The 19,968-nt window shown below is 56.8% G+C and carries 18 protein-coding genes; 8 read left to right on the forward strand and 10 right to left on the reverse strand.

Going from position 1 to position 19,968, the window contains the following annotated elements; genetic code table 11:
* Positions 1-49: 49 nt before the first annotated feature.
* Positions 50-340: a lipopolysaccharide assembly protein LapA domain-containing protein gene (locus Poly59_RS24195; protein WP_146536651.1), complete on the forward strand. Its 291-nt coding sequence runs from the start codon at positions 50-52 to the stop codon at positions 338-340.
* 38 nt (positions 341-378) lie between these two features.
* On the opposite strand, the gene Poly59_RS24200 is transcribed toward Poly59_RS24195, so the two are convergent.
* A complete protein-coding gene (locus Poly59_RS24200; RefSeq protein WP_146536652.1) occupies positions 379-654 on the reverse strand; it encodes a hypothetical protein in 276 nt (91 codons plus the stop codon).
* A 275-nt stretch (positions 655-929) separates the two neighbouring features.
* On the opposite strand from Poly59_RS24200, the gene hflX reads away from it, so the two are divergent.
* Together hflX and Poly59_RS24210 are read left to right on the forward strand one after the other, a co-directional pair.
* Entirely contained in the window at positions 930-2,228 is a 1,299-nt protein-coding gene (hflX, locus tag Poly59_RS24205; protein ID WP_146536909.1) for a GTPase HflX, read from the forward strand.
* 4 nt (positions 2,229-2,232) lie between these two features.
* Entirely contained in the window at positions 2,233-3,027 is a 795-nt protein-coding gene (locus Poly59_RS24210) for an SDR family NAD(P)-dependent oxidoreductase (RefSeq protein WP_186776512.1), read from the forward strand.
* Positions 3,028-3,054: 27 nt separating this feature from the next.
* Here the strand turns inward: Poly59_RS24210 and Poly59_RS24215 are convergent, their stop codons facing one another.
* From Poly59_RS24215 to Poly59_RS24235, 5 genes are all read right to left on the reverse strand, one after another.
* A complete protein-coding gene (locus Poly59_RS24215; RefSeq protein WP_146536654.1) occupies positions 3,055-3,870 on the reverse strand; it encodes a PP2C family protein-serine/threonine phosphatase in 816 nt (271 codons plus the stop codon).
* A gap of 105 nt (positions 3,871-3,975) precedes the next feature.
* The gene (locus Poly59_RS24220) at positions 3,976-4,800 is read right to left on the reverse strand and encodes a serine/threonine-protein kinase (RefSeq protein ID WP_246151902.1); all 825 of its coding nucleotides are present in this window, start codon (positions 4,798-4,800) and stop codon (positions 3,976-3,978) included.
* Between the two features lie 170 nt (positions 4,801-4,970).
* Positions 4,971-6,239 (reverse strand): tetratricopeptide repeat protein, encoded by a 1,269-nt coding sequence (locus tag Poly59_RS24225; RefSeq protein ID WP_146536655.1) that lies wholly within the window; start codon positions 6,237-6,239, stop codon positions 4,971-4,973.
* Positions 6,236-7,594 carry an ATP-binding protein gene (locus tag Poly59_RS24230; protein ID WP_246151903.1) on the reverse strand — a complete coding sequence of 453 codons (1,359 nt, stop codon included), beginning with the start codon at positions 7,592-7,594 and terminating at the stop codon, positions 6,236-6,238. The genes Poly59_RS24225 and Poly59_RS24230 overlap by 4 nt, the downstream gene beginning before the upstream one ends.
* Positions 7,591-7,857: a hypothetical protein gene (locus tag Poly59_RS24235; protein ID WP_186776484.1), complete on the reverse strand. Its 267-nt coding sequence runs from the start codon at positions 7,855-7,857 to the stop codon at positions 7,591-7,593. Before Poly59_RS24235 ends, Poly59_RS24230 begins: the two co-directional genes overlap by 4 nt.
* Before the next feature lie 300 nt (positions 7,858-8,157).
* Here Poly59_RS24235 and Poly59_RS24240 point away from each other — a divergent pair, with 300 nt between their 5' ends.
* Both Poly59_RS24240 and Poly59_RS24245 read left to right on the forward strand, forming a co-directional pair.
* The gene (locus tag Poly59_RS24240) at positions 8,158-8,433 is read left to right on the forward strand and encodes a hypothetical protein (RefSeq protein ID WP_146536657.1); all 276 of its coding nucleotides are present in this window, start codon (positions 8,158-8,160) and stop codon (positions 8,431-8,433) included.
* 175 nt (positions 8,434-8,608) lie between these two features.
* Positions 8,609-9,379, forward strand: coding sequence for a glycine zipper domain-containing protein (locus Poly59_RS24245; RefSeq protein WP_146536658.1), 771 nt, complete (start codon positions 8,609-8,611; stop codon positions 9,377-9,379).
* A gap of 195 nt (positions 9,380-9,574) precedes the next feature.
* On the opposite strand, the gene Poly59_RS24250 is transcribed toward Poly59_RS24245, so the two are convergent.
* Positions 9,575-9,799 (reverse strand): hypothetical protein, encoded by a 225-nt coding sequence (locus tag Poly59_RS24250; protein WP_146536659.1) that lies wholly within the window; start codon positions 9,797-9,799, stop codon positions 9,575-9,577.
* 522 nt (positions 9,800-10,321) lie between these two features.
* Here Poly59_RS24250 and Poly59_RS24255 point away from each other — a divergent pair.
* Positions 10,322-10,744 (forward strand): secondary thiamine-phosphate synthase enzyme YjbQ, encoded by a 423-nt coding sequence (locus Poly59_RS24255; RefSeq protein ID WP_146536660.1) that lies wholly within the window; start codon positions 10,322-10,324, stop codon positions 10,742-10,744.
* A 38-nt stretch (positions 10,745-10,782) separates the two neighbouring features.
* On the opposite strand, the gene Poly59_RS24260 is transcribed toward Poly59_RS24255, so the two are convergent.
* The 3 genes from Poly59_RS24260 to Poly59_RS24270 form a co-directional block, all read right to left on the reverse strand.
* Positions 10,783-12,966: a cytochrome c3 family protein gene (locus tag Poly59_RS24260; protein WP_146536661.1), complete on the reverse strand. Its 2,184-nt coding sequence runs from the start codon at positions 12,964-12,966 to the stop codon at positions 10,783-10,785.
* Between the two features lie 79 nt (positions 12,967-13,045).
* Positions 13,046-13,885: a hypothetical protein gene (locus Poly59_RS24265; RefSeq protein ID WP_146536662.1), complete on the reverse strand. Its 840-nt coding sequence runs from the start codon at positions 13,883-13,885 to the stop codon at positions 13,046-13,048.
* 6 nt (positions 13,886-13,891) lie between these two features.
* Entirely contained in the window at positions 13,892-15,769 is a 1,878-nt protein-coding gene (locus Poly59_RS24270) for a cyclic nucleotide-binding domain-containing protein (protein WP_146536663.1), read from the reverse strand.
* A 249-nt stretch (positions 15,770-16,018) separates the two neighbouring features.
* On the opposite strand from Poly59_RS24270, the gene Poly59_RS24275 reads away from it, so the two are divergent.
* Both Poly59_RS24275 and Poly59_RS24280 read left to right on the forward strand, forming a co-directional pair.
* On the forward strand, positions 16,019-16,846 hold the full coding sequence (locus Poly59_RS24275; RefSeq protein WP_186776485.1) for a PEP-CTERM sorting domain-containing protein: 828 nt from the start codon (positions 16,019-16,021) through the stop codon (positions 16,844-16,846).
* 270 nt (positions 16,847-17,116) lie between these two features.
* Positions 17,117-19,909 (forward strand): DNA translocase FtsK, encoded by a 2,793-nt coding sequence (locus Poly59_RS24280; protein ID WP_146536665.1) that lies wholly within the window; start codon positions 17,117-17,119, stop codon positions 19,907-19,909.
* Positions 19,910-19,968 lie beyond the last annotated feature (59 nt).

The following is a 19,968-nucleotide window of genomic DNA, read 5'->3' on the forward strand; positions in this document are numbered from 1 at the left end:
GCAGTGTATCGACGTACAGTATCTTTAATCGGTTCAAAAGGCAAATTGGATGCAGAAAATTCGCTGGTTCTTCCTGATCGTCGGCATCTTGCTGGCTCTGGCGATGTCGCTCCAGAACAACACATTGACCGATGTTCGTTTGTTGTGGCTCGACGCCCAGTTTCCGTTGTCGGTTTTGTTGTTGGTGGCAACGGCGATTGGGTTCTTGTTCGGCGCGTTGTTAACGGCATCCATGCTAAGAAGCCGAAAAACGGTCAAAAAAGAGCCTGTGGTGATCGTGGACACGAAAAAGGCGGCTGCCAAAAACGACTTGCCTGCGGACACTTCACCGTTGAAATAGGCGTCATTCTCGCTTGCCATCTTTTCACTTGGCACGTTTCACTTGGCACGGCGGCGTGCGGCCATTTGTTCGCGGCGTTTGGCGACCAAGTCGTATCGCAACAGCACCAGCCGAGCCAAATCGCCCATGTGGTTCAGCCCACCCTCTTCGCGTCGCTCGCCAACTCGATTAGCAGGGGCATGTGAGGCAGCAGCCGTTTTAGCAACAGGAGCTTTGTTGGCCGGCACGTTGACCGCGGGCGGGGTCACCACGGGAACATTGACAACAGCGACGTTGGTTTCAGCGACCGAATCGAACAGCAACATTTGAGTCATCGGGAAGTCTCCGGCAAAGTTTCGTTTCCGTCTGAGCCTCCGTTGGCCCGACAAAAAACATTCTTGGCAGGGGCCGTGACACGTCTGGTCACAACCACAGAAACTAAGTTTTCGGGTCGATTTCCGAACCTTCTTCCTTTTCCGACTCTCAGCTATAATGCGGGTGTGGACTGACCACACCAAAACCAAACCAAGGAGCGGCTCTTATCACTGCGCGTGAACCCCACCAAGTCCAAGACGACTCGCCCGAACGCAGCATCTTGGCGCGTTTGATCATGCCCGGCCAACCGGTCGAGGCAGATCCGTTGGAAGAACTTCATGGATTGGCCACCACCGCCGGCACGCAAGTCGTCGACGAGATGGTGCAGCGACGATCCACCCCTAGCCACTCGACTTACCTGGGCAAAGGTAAAGTCGAGGAGCTTCGATTGATGGTCGAGCGGCATGACGCTGACGTGATCATCTTCGACAACACTCTGACGCCCGCTCAGGTGCGTAACTTGGAACAGGCCGTCGGTGCAAAAGTCGTCGACCGAACCGAGTTGATCTTGGACATCTTTGCTGCCGGAGCTCGGACGCACGAATCCAGACTGGCCGTCGAAGTGGCTCAGCTTGAGTATTCGTTGCCGCGACTCAAACGCATGTGGACTCACCTTTCGCGACAAGCGATGGGCGTCGGCATGCGGGGGCCGGGCGAAAAGCAGTTGGAAGTTGACCGCCGGATCGCACAAAAGCGAATCCACGATTTGCAGACCGAACTCGCTCAGGTCGAACATCGCCGCGAACGACAAGTTGCCGCTCGCAAAGAGTCACCGACGGTGTCCATCGTCGGATACACCAACGCCGGCAAGAGCACGTTGATGAACGCGCTGACCGACGCAGATGTGTTGGCGCAAGACAAACTGTTCGCCACCTTGGATACGCGGACGCGCCGCTGGCAATTGCCCGGATGGGGCACGGTCTTGCTAAGCGACACGGTCGGTTTCATTCGCGATTTGCCGCACTCGCTGGTTGCTAGTTTCAAGTCGACGCTCGAAGAAACTCGCCAAGCCGAACTGCTGTTGCACGTTGCTGACGCCAGCAGTGCGACGGTGTTCGAACAGATCACCGCAGTCTACGAAGTGCTGAAAGAACTCGGCATCGAAGAGAAAGACACGCTGTTGGTGCTCAACAAGATCGACGCGATCGAAAGTCCAGCGGTGCTCAACCGTGTGCTCGACCGCTATCCCAACGCAATTCCGGTGAGCGCTCGCAGTAACAAAGGCTTGGCGATGCTGACCGAGGTGGTTGGTGAAACGCTGGGCCGAGAATTCTTGGACGTCGAAGTCGACGTGGCTGTGACGGACGGAAAACTGTTATCGTACTTGTCGGCCAAAGGTGAAGTGCTTTCACGAGAGTTCGGCGAAGAGATTACGACCGTCCATGTTCGCATGCCGGCCGGCGCGATGGGACCGGTTCACAAGTCGGCCAAAGCGATCCGCCAAATCGATCGCGAGGCAAAGCCTAAAACGCCAACGGCACAGCCGATGGAAATTGTCACGCAAGACGATCCACCGACCAGCGAAGTGGCTTGACCCGGTGCGTTTACGACCGATCCGTTGGAATCCTGAAAACGCGGTTGCAATCGTAACAGGCGCTAGCAGCGGCATCGGCCGTTGTCTTTGCGAATTGATGTCCGATCGAGGCGCAAACGTTGTCGCGGTCGCTCGGCGTGCGGACCGCTTGGCCTCGCTTGCCCAGCGGCCAACCGTCGGCAAGGTCATTCCCCTGGTTGGCGATGTCACCAACGGCGAGACGCGTCAGGCAATCATCGATACAGCCGCTCGAGTTCGCGATGGCGAGATTGACTTGTTGGTCAATAACGCGGGTATCGGTGGCATTGGTCCTTTTGCGGATGCGACGCCCGATCGGCTGCGACAAATCATGGAAGTGAACTTTTTCGCACCCGTCGAATTGACGCGTTTAGCGCTTCCACATTTGGCCCACGGCCGCGCCGCGGTGGTTTGCAACATCAGCAGCGTATTGGGGCATCGGGCGGTCGCGAACAAGAGCGAGTACTGTGCCAGCAAGTTTGCGATCCACGGCTTCAGCGATTCGTTGCGAGCCGAACTGGCGCCCCAAGGAATCCAGGTCACATTGGTCAGCCCCAGCACCACAGACAGCGAGTTCTTTGATTCGCTTGTCCATACCGATGCTAATCAAACGTCGAGCAGCATTGGCCGTTGGACACCTGACCGAGTCGCTCGGGCAGCTCTAGCGGCGATCAAGACGCGCAAAAGCGAAGTGATCCTGTCGGCCGGCGGCAAAGCACTGGTGTACGCCGACCGTATCTCGCCACCCATCATGAACGCTATTTTGCGATCGAAGGGTTAGTTGTCAGCCGGCTACCGGGATAAAGCACTAAGGCGAGTAAATCAGAATCGCCAAGTCATCGGGTTTGCCAGGCTGACCATCGCTAGGATCGGTCATTCGCTTAGTCGCCATATCGGCGAGCATCGAAATGCGGCGGACCGGTTTGCCCGAACGTGCCAAGTCGATCACTTCGCGAACGTGCAAATTATCAAATAGCCCATCACTGCCTACGATGACCGTATCTTTGGCGGCCAATAGCCTCGCCGGGCCAATCTCGATGTGCATACTACGTGAACCAACCAAGTTCGACACTAAGTGTCGTTCGTCATGGTGCATCGCATCGGCTTCGTCCAGCATTCCTGATTCGATCGCATAGCCAACCGGTGAATGTGGGGTGGATTTCCACTTCAGTGCACCGCGTTGCCCGATCATCAGCGTCATCGAGTCGCCGACTTGGTACGCCCGCGCTACCCGGTCCTGGATCTCGACCACCGCAAGTGTCGTCGCCGCGCCGATCCCCAAATCTAAGATCTCTTCATTGGCTCGTTCGATGCCATCCAAAATTGCTGGACGAAGATCCGAAAGAGGAGCCGCTTCGTGGACACTTTCGATAATCGACTCAACCGCGATCGCTGATGCCTTGTATCCGAGCGGGCAACCGCCCACTCCGTCGGCCACGACCATCACGATCCCGCCGGACACCGTTTGGATCATGGCTGCCGAATCATCGTTCGGTTCAATCTTGCTTGGGCACCTTCGACAAAAAACCGCGACATGACCGGAGGTCACATCGATGATTTCGGGCACTTCCATGTCAGATTCGACAAAGAGGCGGCGAAGCGGCTGGGCGACAGTGGTAAGCATGGTGGTCTGGCGAAAGGTAGGTCTCTAGCCCGGCTGGGCCTAGCGGAGAAACGGCAAGCCCGATCACCGATGGCCGGGGGCTTCTTAATTGTAGCCTTTCGTCGATCAGCGTCTCGAGAATCGAATGGCCTTTAGTCGCACTTTTTCCCAGTCTGCAAGCAACACGTTCGCGTCGCGATGCCTGTGACGGGGGAGGATTTCGATGGTTTTGCGGATGAGAGCGATTAGGTCCGGATGCGCACGCCGGCGAAGCCGCGCCGCGCCGACCATCGGCCAGGTGAACGGATATTCAGGCCATTTGCCCGAAAACATCCGATAGCTAATCAGCCCGATCGAAAAAACATCACTGCGAGTCGATGGTTTTCCCATCGCCTGTTCAGGCGCCATGTAGCCGAGGGTTCCGGTCCCGCTGCTGCTAATCGTTTTCTGCGCTACTTTGGCGATTCCGAAATCCGCCAGCCTGACCAAGTTGTCATCGAATAGCAGGATATTTTCAGGCTTGATGTCACAATGGATCACTCCGTGTTCGTGGGCATGAGCGACGCCCTCGATGATCTGGGTCAGCAAATCAAAAGCGGTTTCGAATGCTATTCGCTTCCCCAATCGATCATGCAGCGTCCGTTGCGCGAGTGGCGACACAATCACGAACTGGCCATCGATGAAGGATGCGTCTCGGATCGGCAAAATGTTGGGGTGGTCCAACTTCATCGTCAGCCGGGCCTCGCGACGAAACTCTTCGAGCATCTCTGGCGAGATCAGTTCGCTAGACGGAATCTTGAGCGCGACTTTGATTCCAAGCAGCGTGTCGGTCGCAGCATACACGGTCGCAAAACCGCCGGTTCCCATCCGACGATCCAGCCGATACTTGCCGACTCGCGATCCAACGCGCAGTCTCGTGGTGGTCTTGGGGGGGATCGAAAAGTTGGACAAGTACGTCTTCTCGGTCGAGTTTTCAAAAGTACGTTCGCACAGTAGCCCGAAACCACTGAGTTCAATTTCTTGTTGGCTCGTTCGCTGACGAAACGGTGAAGTCGTTCCACGTCATTCATCTTCGTTGGTATCGCAGTCTTGTCTACCGGACCGAAGACCAATCAAGCCGTTTACTTTTGCACCGGCTGTGCGGCGATCAGTTGACTGCCGATTTGAATGCCTAGCAAACTGTAACCGAACGCTTGGAAGCTACCAAAAAACGGATCATACGAAACGTCCAACACGGACCGGACCACACCGTAGATCGGCACGCATGCGACCAAAATTCCAGCGCCGCCGACCAGCATTCGTCGCTGGGGTGTTGGCATCGCAAACGCTGCCGCCACAATCACTGCGGCGCCAACCCAGTACCCACCGGTAAAAATGCCCAGCACCAAACCGTCTGTTCGCCAGCCTACAAACAAGCCGAACATCGCCAGCAACAGACAGGGGGCAATTAAGTTTGACGCCCATCGTTCGGTACGGGACAGCAGATGTTGCCCGAACGGGTGAAAACGCAGCACCGTGTTGAACAACGGATTGGCAATCCAAGTCAGAACCACAAACAGGACATAGCAAACCAGAATCGGAAAAATCAACGGTCCCAACGCCGGAATCCGCCCGGCCAAACTGCCCAGGATCTGCATCAACAACCACGCACCGAAGATCATCCCGAAAGCTGCTTTCGAGTTCAACCGGCTCATTCCGACATAGAATTTGTGAATCATCCGAAACACAAAACTGCGATTGTTCATCGCCGTCATCAGTCCCTGGCGAGACATTTCGTCGGTCGGATCGAGCCGAAGTGCCTCGCGAAAAGCCACCTGTGCTTCTTGGTGCTTGCCGTTGTTGACCAGCGTCCAGCCCAGCGCCGCATGAGAAAGCGAGTTGTCCGGATCCCGAGCCAGGTTCGTGCGGGCCGCTGAAATGGCTTCGTCACCACGGCCCAAACGTTCCAGCGTGATCGCCCGCAAATTCGCACAGTCGATGTGTTCGGGATCGACCGACAATCCTTGTTCAGCCGCATCGAGCGCCGCTTGATATTGCTGGGTCGACAATCGGCACCGAGCCAGAACCGTATAGAAGTCCGCGTCATAAGGTTCCAGTCGCAGCGATTCCAGGATCGCCGTCTCGGCTTCGGCATACCGGCCGCGGTTCAGATAGCACTGCGACAGCGCGTAGTGCGTGAACGGCGAATCGGGCTCGATCCCGACGCTCATCTTCGCTTCTTCGGTGGCTTCGTCGAATCGCGCCGAGTCCGGTAAAATCACCAACGCCAACAACGCATGGGCATGCGCATCGCGAGGTTCTTCGGCCAACATTTGCCGGAGATCTCGCTCGGCCAAATCCATGCGACCGGTGCCGGCCAACATTTGTGCTCGCTGGTATCGATCGCTCATCGTTTAATCTTCAGATAGTCCAGGATGTCATCGTACAAGCCGCCTTCGTTGGCATAGAGCGCGTGATTGCGGGCCGTCGAAAACCATTCCCGGGTCGATGGACGAACGTCCTTTGCCGCCACCAACAGGTCTTTGGTGGTGATCGGTTTGGGCATTCCTGTTTTGACCGCTTCGTGCAGTTTGCTCTCGATCGTCCGGTCAACGACCGCTTTCAAGTCAGCGCCCGAATAATCATCGGTCTTCGCTGCGACTTTGGCGACGTCGACGTCGTCGGTCGGTTTGCCAGCCAATTGAATCTGCAGAATCTCGGCTCGCGCCGCCGCGTCGGGTGGCGGAACGAATATGATCCGGTCAAATCGCCCAGGACGACGAAAAGCCGAATCCAAATGCCATGGTGTGTTCGTCGCGGCCAAACAAAGCAGCCCGTCGTTGTTCGATTCAACACCGTCCAGTTCCGAAAGAAACTGGTTGATCAGTTGACGACCGCCGCTGCGTTTCATGTCGCTGCGGCTGGCCCCGAGCGCGTCGACTTCGTCAAAGAACAGCACACACGGCTTGCTTCGACGAGCTTGTTCGAACAAAGCGTGCAGGTTCTTCTCGCTGTTGCCAATCCACATGTCCAGCACATCGTTGATGCCGATCGACATGAACCCCGATTTTACTTCGCCGGCCGTCGCGCGCGCCAAGTGCGTTTTCCCACATCCCGGTGGTCCGTACAAAAGAATGCCCCCGCCGACTTTCTTGCCGTAAGCCGCAAACATTTCGGCGTGCTCGATCGGATAGATGATTTTGACGCGGATATCTTCTTTGACCGACTCCATTCCGCCGACCGATTCGAATCCCTCGGTCGGTTGCAACATTTCGAATTCAGGCTCGTCGTCATCGAGGTCGCCGTCCTGCCAAGCGGCACCCTGCGGTTCCGACTCTTCGTCCTGCTCACGAAACTCGGTGATACCCAGCAAGCTTTCTAGTTCCGCGTCCGCAGCATCCTCGTCGCGATCGACGGCGTCACGATACGTCGACACGGCGGCGCGGATATCACCCGAACGTTGCAGCAGACGGGCGTGCATCACCATTGCCCGCGGGTCGGCGTTCTTGCCCGACGCCAAGGTTTCGACGATAGCCATCGCGTGCGAGTCTTTGCGTTGCCGGAAATAGATGTCGGCGAGGGACAACTGCAGCATCACGTTGCCGGGATTCAGTGACAACGACGTACGGACGTTCGCCGCGGCTTCGTCGTACTGCATCAGCTCGACCAACAAGCGAGTCAATTGATTCGACAGTTCGACGTTGTCGGGCGCTATCGCAACGGCGCTGCGAAGCGCGGCGATGGCAACTTGGTTTGCGTCACTCACTGGGGTGTCGGCTCGGCGGTTTCTTGAGGAATTGGACGGGATGGGGCGATAACGTCACTCGTCAGAGCGGGCGTGGCTTCCTCGGCCGCTTCAACAACCGGACGATTTTTTTTTGGCTCGGTTACGACCGGAATTTCGATGCGATGCAGCGCCGCGACCGCAATGGTCGTGGCGATTGAACCGATGATGAACAATCCGACAGGGATCAGCAGCCCACCTCGCGAAGACTCAAATCGTTCAAATGGATCGATAGACATCGGCATTGGGATAAGAGGAACAAGTCGACCAGTTTGGCTCAATCGTAAGCGAAATGTAGCCGGGCGGTTAGTGAATCAACCGGCAACTCGTTTTTTTGCGGGTATCGGGTTTGTGTGCAAGAGTTGCCAAACGAGCCTCGCAACCAAACGAGCCTTGTAACTAGGCGAGCCTTGTAACAACAAGCCACGCAATTGGGCGAGCCCAGCAACCGGGCAGACCTGACATTCATCGAATTGCCGCGTCCTGCCTAGTTGTTGGTTGTTGTCACTCTCACCCATTCCGCTACGCGTTTCGAGTCCTGCCGGATGTCAATTCGTTTCTACGCCCGTTTGTTCGTCGCTGCCTCTGTTGGAATCGTATCGATGGGGATTGCCGATGCCCGTGACCCGTCGAACCGGTATCGCGGATTCGGTCGGTCGACGGTTAGCCGGTCCTCCACGCCTCGATCGACCACGCCGATCGCCCAAAACATCCCTTCACAGGCCATGGCCGCACCCTCGATCGGAACGTCCATTTTGGATTCGCCCGAGCGGCTGACAAAAACCTATGGGCCAAGCATCTTGGTTCGTGACACTCAGTAGCGGTTGATCCGTTATTGCTGGCTGTCCGTGGAAAGCGGAATGGATTGCCCGAGCGACTTTATCGACAAAATCGGTGCATTTTTCTGGTCGATTGGTTTGCGTGTGGCATCTTTTGGTGGATGCAATTGATGCATTCAGTTCAAACCACCTTCCACGCCATCGATGCGTTATTGCCATGTTCAAGCGAATTGTTCTCGCAGCTCTGCTGGTTTCCGTCACCGTTTCACAAGCCTGTGCGCAAAGCCATTCGAACCGTCGACGCGGGGCGATCTTGGGCGGACTTGCCGGTGCTGCGATTGGCGTCGCGATCGGTGACAAAGGAAATAACGAAACCGCAGGTGCCTTGATTGGCGGAGCCGTCGGTGCGGTCGCTGGCGGAGCGATCGGTGATGCTCGGGATCAGCGCATCGACCACGACCAACGTTATCACAGCGGCTATCCTGGATTCTCGGCCCAGACTCATCCCCAACACGTCTATCCGTCGCAAATGCCAGCGTATGGAGCTGTGCCGTATTCGGCCCACCGCCAAGACTATTATGCGCCGCAAGTTTTCGAGCCACAGTATTCGTCACCACCATACTCGTCGCCCCAGTACGCAACTCCTCCATTTGCCGAGCCGATCACATCGTCTGGCATATCGCCGCAAGCCATCACGACCGATGACGTTGTCGCGATGGTTCGCAGCGGGCTGAGCGAGTCGATGATCGTGCGTCAGATCCAACTTCGCGGCGTGACTCGATCTTTGGCCGTTTCGGAAATCATCTCGCTCCATCAACAAGGTGTGGGCGAACCGATCATCAATGCAATGCAGGGCGTCTTCACACACCTGTCGCCATCGGACCTACCGGCGCCGATCGAAGGCCCCTTCCAAGACGGCCGCTCGTACCGTTACCCCAGCGACGTCAACGACCTCTACGGTCCCAGCCTGATGGCACCGGGCAACTAGCATTCCACCGCAGGCCGGTATTCACGTAGGGGCCGGTTCCCACGGGCCAGTTTGAGATTGGCCAATGAGAACCGGCCCGACGACTACTGACTCGATCGACGACTAACTCGATCGGAACAACCGTCGGCGCATAAAAAAACCCCGCGGCGAAAACCGCGGGGTCTGGGTCATTCTCGGTAGCTTTTCGCTGCACGATTACTCGCGGGGACGAATCGCACCGGTCAGGCCGCTGTAGTCGACGCGGTCGGTGGTGTGCCAAAGAGGTTGCCCTAGTTCGACACGGCGACGCAAGACTTCGATCTTGTCGGAGCTGCCTGCAGGTGCGTCCGTTGCTTCGAAGCCGTTTTCTTCGTTTGGCACGAAATCTTCATCGTGGCCGTAACGCAAAATGGCTTCAAAAACGTTTTTGCACTGACTCATAAACTGTTCTTCCGATTCACTGCGGGCATTCATGATGGTCCAACCATTCACTAGCGCCGCATGATGACTTCTATGTTTCCCGCCCTCGTCCGTGGGCAGTAGTGTTGACTCACGGCTTGATTATTGACTTTTTGCTCACAGAGTCAAGAAAATTGTGCGTGCTCCGCGCTACGAATGGCCATATCGCAGTCTCGGAATCCGAGCAGCAAAGGTGTGCCGGAAAGTCCGACCGACTCAATTCTTTCCGGGCCTTTTTTGACTTCCGCTCAAGCCGTTTTCGCAAGGGGGCGATCCCCAACCTTGAGCCTACGCAATGTGCTTCATTCGCTTCGTCAAGGGGGCGAAGAGTCAAACGCTTTGACTGCATTTCCGCTGGCGGGGGCCCAGTATTCACGCTACGTAGGGCCCGAAGGCCAAGTTTGTTCGGTCAAATCCAACGCAAATTTTTTTTCTGAAATCACTCGAATTTTTTACTTTTCGATCGTCTAGCGTGGACTCTTCAAATGAATTCTAACAAAGGACATGTGGATTCAACGCTCTATCGCCTTGCCGGCTGCCCGACGTGGCTTTCATTTGATCACTCGATCGATCACTGACGCCGTTCCAGAAATCGCCCAGATGCAGATTGGACTGATGCATGTGTTCATCCAACACACTAGCGCATCGCTGACGATCAACGAGAATGCGGACCCTGATGTTCGCATCGATTTCGAAACCGCAATGAATCATGCCGTGCCGGAAACGCTTGACTATGTCCACACTCTGGAAGGCCCCGACGACATGCCGGCGCACGTGAAGGCGTCGATGATGGGCACCAGTGTGACCGTCCCGATCACCAACGGTCGGCTAGCGCTGGGAACTTGGCAGGGCATCTATTTGTGCGAGCACCGAAACCGTGGTGGCAGCCGCCGGGTCGTGATCACCCTCAACGGCGAAACGGCTTAGCTAAGATTCGGTCGCCCGATTTGCCTAAAACGCGAACGCTACGGCAGATCGATGTGGTACCGGTGGCATTTGATGCAGGCATCGCCAGCGGCATCCCGGTGATGGCATCCGGCACAGGTCTCGATGCCCATCGGCATGAATTCGTGTGGCACGGGCGCTAGATCGGACGCAGAGATTGTTGTTACGTCGACTCTCGGCGGCGACACGATGCCATCGCGATTGATTTGATGACAGTGCTGGCAATCTGATAATCCGGCAATGTTCAGGTGTGGTCCGTGAGTGAACTTGGTGAATCCGCCGCTGCGATGAAGCGTCGGGTTCCGGATAAGCGGATCGCTGACCCACCCGCTAGGCGTCGGAGGCAAGTTTCGCGAGGCTGTCGTCAGAGCCCCCGGGTGACAGTCAATGCACGCTGCAACCGCCTTGCTTTCGAGTATCCGATCACGAGCCGGATCGCCAGGCATCAATTGAGCAGCCATTTCAATGGTTGCACGGATCACCGGATCGGCATGCCCATTGCCGCGATAGCGAACGGAGAACGTCAAGTCATCGCGATACCATCCGCCAGCCGGCAACATTGAATCGGCATCAAATCGAGCGGAAACGGCCGACGGTTTTTGCGGCACCGGCGAGCTGAGTGGATCTTCGGCAAGCGAGTCGTCCGCCAGCAGATCGCCACCACCCAACAGCTCACCACCGAGCAAGTCGCTGTCACCGAGCAAGTCGCTGTCATCCAGTAAGTCACTGTCGTCCAGTAAGTCACTGCCCCCGAGTAAATCATCATCGGCCAGCAGTTCATCTTCACCGGCTTGCATGCGAAACTTGGCCAGCTTGGTCTTGTCGGTTTGCATCGACTGCATTGCCAGGACATCTGATTCGTCGGCGGCTGTAAACCATCTCCGGCTCGCTTCTTCGATCAACTGGGGCGGCAACGACTGGATCATCGCTGCAACGGAATCCGCTCCGATACCACTTTTGCCAATGCGATCAATCATCACCGACTGACCACCGTGGCTGATGTCTTCGATCAAAGTCCGCAGTCCGCTGGCGACCTCGCGAGCAGCATCGACGTCATCGCTGCGTTGATCGTCGAGTCGCGAGAAGTCTCGCTGAGGCAGTTTACGAATCGCCATGTTCAAGTCGGGATCCGATCGCATCAACAGCTCAGCGATCGCCGTCACTTTTCCATCAAAGAACCCGATCGCTGCTGCAGGCCAAGGCCCCATCGACTCGGCCGCAATCGTGGTCACGCTTGGCAACGCAACTAGTTCGACACCGGTGGAAGTCTCGATTCGAAGAGCAGCATCATGGCAAGTTTGACAGGCTTTTTCGTAACTGGTCGAACGAGTCAATTCGCCGTCCCCGCCGCGAGCGTGACAATCGAAACACTGAAACGGCAACGGCTCGCCTTCGTGAATCGTTTTGGGAAAGTGCTTAGTTGCGTGTGACGCGTGGTCAAACGCGATCACTCCACCACGACGGTACGGCCAATCATTCCACTTGGGGTGAGAGCTTGCAAAGTCACCGAATCGATCGCTGTGACACGTCTGGCACTGGTCGTTTGTCATCGCCGTCAGCTTGCCGTCGGCGCCGCGGTGTTCTCGGTGGCAGGCGCTGCACTTGACGTCTTCTTGATTGACGGCGGCGCCGGGCAACCAATCTTGCCACGAATGATCTCGCGATCCCACCGATGCCAAACGCAGTTCGGTGCGAATGCTCGGTGGCAAATTGTGAGCGAATCCGGCGGTGGCTCGATCGATGGTGACGTGATGACAATTCAAGCATCGATCCGACTGCGAGATCCCGTCGTGCGCCTTCGATACCGCGGCTCCGGTCAGCGACGTGAACCAGTCCCCCACGGACGTTCCCGCTTGCTGGTGACAGGCGGCACAACGCCCCGAGTCCATCGTGCCAGCCAAAATTTGGGCGTGAGGCGTCGACAGATCACCGGGCTTAACCACGCTGGCTCGGGTGGACGACCAGCAAACTGCCGCCAACAGAGCAACGAGTGCGACCGAACCCAAAAACACAGCCTGTTTGCGCCGACCATGCCAAGTCCGAACTGGTTTGCAAGGTTCCGCCATCGTGCACCGACCGCGTCCCATCAATCCGGTTGTCGTTGGACCACGCCCGCAGGGGTTGCCTGTGCGTCCACACATCCATCGATCGCCAGGGCGATCGTTTTGGGGCGGAGCGGGCAAGTTGAAGTCTTCACGTCGCATGGCGTCTCTAAAACATTTGTGCAGTTTTTATCGTGCTGTGGAATCAGCGATCCGGTCAACGTTATCCGGCGTGGTTTCGTTATCCCGCGTGATTCCATGCGATCACCGCATGGACGATCGCGCCGGCCAACAATGCCACCGAAAACAGGCTGTGGATGACGACCCACAACCGCAAACGCAACTGCAGCGCGAACTGGTAGTCCAAGTCATCACGTCGGCGAACCAGCGCGGCGAATCGACCGGCCGCTTGGCGGCTGTCGTCTTCTAAGTATCGATCGAGTTCTTTCAGTCCACTTAGCAATCGCCGACGGCGGACACCGGTGGGAACCAACACGTACGCAAGTGACGGACGCGCATCAAAAAACGGGTTCAAATAGTGCGAATAAAAACTGCTCAGAACACGCATGCCTGATGATTCGTGCAAGCCATCCAACAGCTCTTGCGCCGTCGTTGCGATCTGGTTTCGACTCCAACCGACTTGGTCAAATCGATGTTGGCCCTCGACCGCCGTCAAACGCCGCGGCAAGGTTCGGCTGGCGTAGATGCCGTAGAAACCGCTGCCGCTGACTAACAAAAAAACGATCGACAATCCACATTCGAATATTCCGCCGGCAACTAAGACCGGCACATGCATTGCGTAGACGCCGAACGCGAAAATGCCCAAGTAGAGGTGCACCTGAGTCCAGGTGCTGGCGCTGCCGAGCGGCAAGACCGGCAATCGCCGCCGCACCCCCAACAACACCAACAACAAGATCGTCGCCAGCACGGTGAAGCCTGTGAAGAACGAGGCGTGGGCCAGTCGTCCCTCTTGGATTTTCATAATGACGAACACGATCGCGAGCGCAAACGCGGTGACCGCAAGCGACAGTTTGCGCCGATTACGAAACGACAATTGAGCGCGAGGTTTTCGGGTAGCCACGTTGTGTTAACTCCGGCGGTCGAGCCAATATTGCAGCGGTTCGGATTCGGTCAGATCGATCCGCACCAATGCATCATGCGGACACGCCGACACACAGGCCGGTCCCGTCGGCTGACTTTGGCACATGTCGCATTTGGTGGCTTTACGTATCGGTTTGCCGCTATCCATGTCGGTGTATGGTCGGCCTTTGGGGTCCACGACTTCGGCCATGCGGATGTTCTCGTACGGGCAAGAATTCGCGCACGTGCCACACCCGACACAAATCGGATCATGAATGCGAACCACGCCCGAGTCTTTGTCGCGAGTGATCGCACCAGTTGGACAACCGATCATGCAAACCGGGTCACTGCATTGCATGCAGGCTTGGACAAACTGAATCTGTTCGTGCGCGATGCCCTGCCGCACAAACCGAGGGTTGCCATCATGAGTCGATGCACACGCTTTGACGCAGTCATCGCACCGAGTGCAGCGGCTTAGATCGACGACCATCGCCGCCGTACCGTTGTTCACACGATTTTGGACGATAAATTCCAGCAATCCGGTTGGCTGAAATTGCTGGCCTTCCGAACTTGGCAAGTCTTTCCAATCGCCTTGGCCAAGATTCGATGCACGATCGGCGCTACGGCGATCCGTTCGCCCTCGCGATTCTTCGCGGCGGTCCGAATCATGGTGTTTCGTGTCACCACCCAGACGTTTGTGGTTAACCGTCGTCACCAATTCGCTGACCGATTCAGGCAATTCACTGCGGCGCACGTGAGGTAGAATTTCTTCGGCGAACACTTCGGCAGGAATGAACAACGCGTCCAAGAATCCGATCGCACGCAGCGAGTGGTCCAGGGTTTTCGGCGGTGCCGATTCGGGACGCAGCGAGTTGTAGGCGATCTCATCCAAGCCAAACACATGGCCTTTACCAAGGTAGGCGGTCGTTCGATCGGACGCACCGTAAGTTTTCGAGACTCGGCCAAACCCGCTTCGCACGATCACCAAATCGGTCGGCATGCGGCCTTCGGCGGCAACGACAGGTTCCGATTCAATTTGTTTCTGAACGGGTAACTCGCGAATTTTCTTGTAGTCCGCATGCCACTCCATCCGTCCAAACGAATGCATCTGAGTCGACGCAGCGACGCGATTGAGATTGGCTTCGGGCAAATGCCGAAGCAGCGGTAGTTCGCGCAGGTGGATCGTCAACCAGTTCTGGCGATAGTGTCGATCCAGAGTGTCGGCAAATCCTTTGTCGCGGCGCAGGATCTTCAATCCCTGCCAGCGAATTTCTAACAGCGTGGCTTCCGTTTCGGCGATCACGGTCGCGGTTCGCGGCGAACGATACATCGCTGCAACCTCGCCAAAGATCTCGCCCGGCCCGATCGTGACCGGACGCTGAGCGCCCGAACGATCGCGGCGCAAAACGGCTTCAAAATCTTGCAGGAATAATGCCGGCCGATCGTCGACCTGGCGAACGTTGGACGAGTCCCCGTTAGCGCCCGACGTGACTTGGTCCGGACGACGCGATTCGGGATGGCGGCTGCGGCCAAGGTATTTCCGCAGCGCTTCGGTCCACGACAGCTTTTCGACTTCGCTGCGTCCCAACTGCTCGGGCAACAACGACTTGACGATGACTGCAGCGCTGCCCGCCAAAACGAGGAACGCGCTGTTTCCGTAATCACCTTCGCGAACAATGATCTCGCCAGGTTCGCAGCGATGCAGCCGAGTATCGTTGCGCAGAATTCCTTCGAGCGGAATCGATCGCGGAAACGAATCAGAATCCATGCTAGCAAAGGGTTCACGCGAGCGCAGCCAGGACACGTCACCGTCGTTGATCGACGCGTCCATCGGTTCGCCCCATCGCTCGGGACGGCGCACTGCGATTGATTCTTCTGGCTGCATGATGCCCGTTCAATAGCGTTTGAAGAACAACAAAGTCAATTCCAATGAATTCAATCAGAGGAACAGTCGCCCCCAAACGGATGGCATTCCCGCCGCGACTTCAATCTGCGAAGATTGGGCTTGATGGCGCAGATAGGTCGAGGGCACCGACCACCGGTATTCATTTTCATTCGCAGAAGGGACGCTGCATTGCTCTCGACTAATCGCCTCGTTCGTTTTTGTTTTTCACTCTCTCTATCTCTTTTCGCTTTGACGGTTGTTACTAGCGAAGTCACCGCCGAACTGATCGCTGTCACCGGCGGGCCGCAGGTCGATTACAACTCGGCCCTTTATCGGTTGGACATCGCCACTGGCACGGCAACCAAGATTGGTGAAACGGGGCTGAAGCATGTCACGGGCATCGCCGTCGAGCCGACAACGGGACTTTTGTTTGCCCATCGCAACGATGACATCACGGGCGTCGGCGAACTGTATCGCCTAGATCTGCAAACTGCGTCACCAACGTTGATCGGCACCACGGGGGTGCGAGTTCCCGACATCTCGTTTGGCCCGGACGGAAACCTTTACGGATGGATGGAGTTCGGCAGCGAGAACTTTTTCAAGGAAGAAGTGGACGATCTGGTGACGTTCGATCTGAACAACGGTTCGGTCACTCGAGTGGGCGAGTCCGGGATCTTCACCAACCAAACGGGGCTCGCTTTTGCTCCGAACGGTTCGCTTTTCCTGAAATCAGGCGACATCGACGCGTCCAAACCTCAGGCCGATCGAGTGGGCCATTTGTATCAAATCGATCCCGTCACGGGCGTCGGCACATCGATCATCGCTCTGGACGCTCAGCCGCATAACGGACTGGACTTTGACGCGTCGGGACAAGCCTACACGTTCAGCCGCGGTAATTCGGGCACGTTGCTGCAGACGATCGACTTTACCACCGGTCACGTGACCGACCTGGATGTGTTTGATGTCCAAGGGATCACGGCGATTGCCTTTGTGACGGCTGTCCCCGAGCCATCGTCGTTGATCTTGATATCGACGGTCTCGGTTGGCCTGGTGATGTTTCGGCGTCGCCGAAGCTGAAATCTCGCGGCGTCGCTTCGGTCGTCACGTTTCGGATCTTGACTGATTCGCTCGATTTTTCGGGCGAGATCGTGATCGGACCGATGCCAACCGATGGACAGCCCTGTTCAGTACTGCAACGGTGCCCGAGTGTGACGGTTGTAGGGGCGGCGAGTGCCTTCGTTGGCGCCCCGGTCGGATTGTGCCGAATGAAACGATACGCCGAAAGTGTGGATGCGCACGTTCGGACCGTTTTTGACGACACTCTTCCCATGACCGAGCGGCGCTTCGATGTCGGCGATTCCAATCGATTCAGACGAAAACGAACGACAACCCAACCTGGTTCGCGACATTGCCGCGATCGCGTTGGTGGCGATCACGTTGATTCTGGTCGTCTCGGTTGTGACTCGCAGCGCGGCCGATCCCATCGATGAACCGATGTGGCCGATCAACCAATTCTATTCGCCAGACGTGGTCGTTTATCCGGCCAATGCTTCGATCACCAATGCCTGCGGCTACTGGGGCGCGCTATTGTCGTCCATGTTGTTTGACGCGGTTGGATTGGCGTCGTCGCTGGTAATTGCCGGACTTGGCGGAGTGGCGACGGCGCTATTGATCCGCGGTCATTTGAATGCGCCGGTGCTGCGTTCGCTCGGTGGCACGATCACCGTGCTCGGCGCGGCCACGGCCGCGGGCCTGTCGCAGACTAGCATCGAAGGCATGCCGATCGTCGGATCGGGCGGTTATTTGGGCGCGATGACGTCGACCTGGTTGCTAGAACACTTTGCGCCGGCGGGCGGCTGGATTTTGACGCTGACGACATTGGCGGTCGGACTGCTGATCACGACTGACTACGCACTGCTGTATGCAGGAAAGAAAATCGTTGCCAAGGGAGCCGGAGTTTCTCGTGCGGGAATGCAACGTGCCGCCGGAGTTTTGCCAGCCAAACGTCTGCGTCAACCGTTCACCGACTTGGAAGAACCCATCACACTGGATGGCGAATCGGGCGAGGCAAGCGCTGAGGAATCAGCAGCCGCTGCACTCGACGTCATCGATCCCGACAAACCAGACGCAAACGAGCGACACGACGGGCCTAAGATCAAATTCAACCGTACCAAACGGACTGGCATTGCTGGCGCTGTGGCGGCAACCGCAGCCGGACTAGCGGCCGCGGCCAGTGATGCGTTATCGCCGTCGGCACCAACCGAATCCGACGAAGAAGTCAGCGACGAGTACGACGAAGGAGATTGGGACGAAGAAGAAGAGGAAGAAGAGGTCGCGGAAGCGCCGACTCGTGAAATCGAAGTCGAAGGCGAACAGCTGATCCTTCGCCAAGACGAGGCTCATCCCGTGTCCGAACCGGCCAGTCAACCGAAAATCCGCGCGCCTAAACAGAAGAGCAAACGGGATCCTCGCGAGGAGTTCTTGAAAACGGTCAAAGAATCGGCGCCGAACGGATTCGAAGACTATCAATTGCCGCCACTTGAACTGCTGCGGCAAAGCGACGACATCAGTTACGACGACCAACTCGAAGAGGTGCGCCGGAAAGCTCACATCCTGGAAAAGACGTTCAAGGAATTCAACTTCAACATTCGCGTCGTTGAAATCGAAACCGGACCTGTGATCGCACAGTACGAAATTGAATTGGAAGCCGGTTTGCGTTTGAGCAAGATCACGGGCTTGTCCGAAGACTTGGCGATTGCCCTTCGCGTGCCCAGCGTTCGGATTGTCGCGCCAATTCCAGGCAAGAACACGGTCGGTATCGAAGTTCCCAACGAGACTCGCCAAGTCGTGATGCTTCGTGATGTGATCGAAGAATCCGACACACGCAGTGCCAAGATGAATATTCCGGTTTTCTTGGGCAAAGACGTTTCGGGCAATCCGATGGTCGTCGACTTGGCCAAGATGCCTCACCTTTTGATCGCAGGTCGAACCGGTACGGGTAAATCGGTTTGCTTGAACACGATCATCAGCTCGATCTTGATGTGCTGTCGGCCGGACGAAGTTCGCATGTTGATGATCGACCCCAAGATGGTCGAACTGAGCGGCTATGGTCGGCTGCCGCACTTGATGCACCCGGTGATCACCGACATGCGCAAGGCCGAAGCGATTTTGGCGTGGGCAGTCGAGAAGATGGAAGAACGGTACTCGCTGCTTGCCAAGGCCGGTGTGCGTCACATCAACAGCTTCAACGACCTTGGCCGCGAAGAAATCTTGCGACGCATGGAAATCGACGAAGAAGACGGCGAAACCGATGTCCCTGATAAGCTACCGTTCATCGTCATTATCGCCGACGAAATGGCGGACTTGATGATGACGGCCGGCAAAGACGTCGAAACGCATATCATTCGGCTTGCGCAAAAGAGCCGTGCGGTCGGGATCCACTTGATCCTGGCAACCCAAAAACCAACCGTCGATGTCATCACGGGTTTGATCAAGAGTAACCTGCCGGCTCGTTTGAGTTTCCAAGTGGCGTCGAAGACGGACAGCCGCGTTGTGTTGGACGAAAACGGTGCCGACAAATTGCTGGGTAACGGTGACATGCTGTTCTTGTGGCCGGGCACCAGCACATTGATTCGGGGACAAGGCACCTACTTGTCGGATGATGAAATCGACGCGGTGTGTGCGCATTGCAGCCAAAGCGAACAGAACTTCGTTGGCGAGTTGATGGAGTTGAAGGTCGACGCGGAAGGCGACGGTGGCGATGGCACGTCGATGGAGGCGATCAAGAAACGCGACGAACTTTACGACAGTGCCATCGAAGTCGTGATTCGTGAAGGCCGCGGATCATGCTCGCTGTTGCAGCGCTGCTTGGGCATCGGTTACGGACGCGCAGCGAAACTGATCGACTTCATGGCCGAAGACGGAATCGTCGGCGAGTACAACGGCAGCAAGGCGCGCGAAGTCGTTATGACGATGGCCAAATGGAACTCGTTGCAAGGCTTGGATGAAGACGACGGCCAAGTCGACGACAACGAGGAAGAGTACGACGAGGACGAACTTGAAAGCGGTGACGAGGAAGACGACGACGAGTACGAGGAAGTCGATGAAGACGCGGAAGAAGAATACGAGGACGCGGAATGAGTGAGGTGAATGGAGCGTCTGACCAATTTGGCGTCTTGCCCTTACGATGTTGCTTATCC

This window comes from Rubripirellula reticaptiva, from assembly GCF_007860175.1.
In the GTDB taxonomy this organism is placed as follows: Bacteria; Planctomycetota; Planctomycetia; order Pirellulales; family Pirellulaceae; genus Rubripirellula; species Rubripirellula reticaptiva.

Bases quoted from the DNA above. Each gene is read 5' to 3' on its own strand.
- Poly59_RS24225 (WP_146536655.1), bottom strand. From the start codon at position 6,239: ATGAGCGATCGATACCAGCGAGCACAAATGTTGGCCGGCACCGGTCGC.
- Poly59_RS24200 (WP_146536652.1), bottom strand. From the start codon at position 654: ATGACTCAAATGTTGCTGTTCGATTCGGTCGCTGAAACCAACGTCGCT.
- Poly59_RS24260 (WP_146536661.1), bottom strand. From the start codon at position 12,966: ATGCGACGTGAAGACTTCAACTTGCCCGCTCCGCCCCAAAACGATCGC.
- Poly59_RS24245 (WP_146536658.1), top strand. From the start codon at position 8,609: ATGTTCAAGCGAATTGTTCTCGCAGCTCTGCTGGTTTCCGTCACCGTT.
- Poly59_RS24255 (WP_146536660.1), top strand. From the start codon at position 10,322: ATGTGGATTCAACGCTCTATCGCCTTGCCGGCTGCCCGACGTGGCTTT.
- Poly59_RS24270 (WP_146536663.1), bottom strand. From the start codon at position 15,769: ATGCAGCCAGAAGAATCAATCGCAGTGCGCCGTCCCGAGCGATGGGGC.
- Poly59_RS24195 (WP_146536651.1), top strand. From the start codon at position 50: ATGCAGAAAATTCGCTGGTTCTTCCTGATCGTCGGCATCTTGCTGGCT.
- Poly59_RS24280 (WP_146536665.1), top strand. From the start codon at position 17,117: ATGTCGGCGATTCCAATCGATTCAGACGAAAACGAACGACAACCCAAC.
- Poly59_RS24240 (WP_146536657.1), top strand. From the start codon at position 8,158: ATGTCAATTCGTTTCTACGCCCGTTTGTTCGTCGCTGCCTCTGTTGGA.
- Poly59_RS24250 (WP_146536659.1), bottom strand. From the start codon at position 9,799: ATGAGTCAGTGCAAAAACGTTTTTGAAGCCATTTTGCGTTACGGCCAC.
- Poly59_RS24235 (WP_186776484.1), bottom strand. From the start codon at position 7,857: ATGCCGATGTCTATCGATCCATTTGAACGATTTGAGTCTTCGCGAGGT.
- hflX (WP_146536909.1), top strand. From the start codon at position 930: ATGCCCGGCCAACCGGTCGAGGCAGATCCGTTGGAAGAACTTCATGGA.
- Poly59_RS24215 (WP_146536654.1), bottom strand. From the start codon at position 3,870: ATGCTTACCACTGTCGCCCAGCCGCTTCGCCGCCTCTTTGTCGAATCT.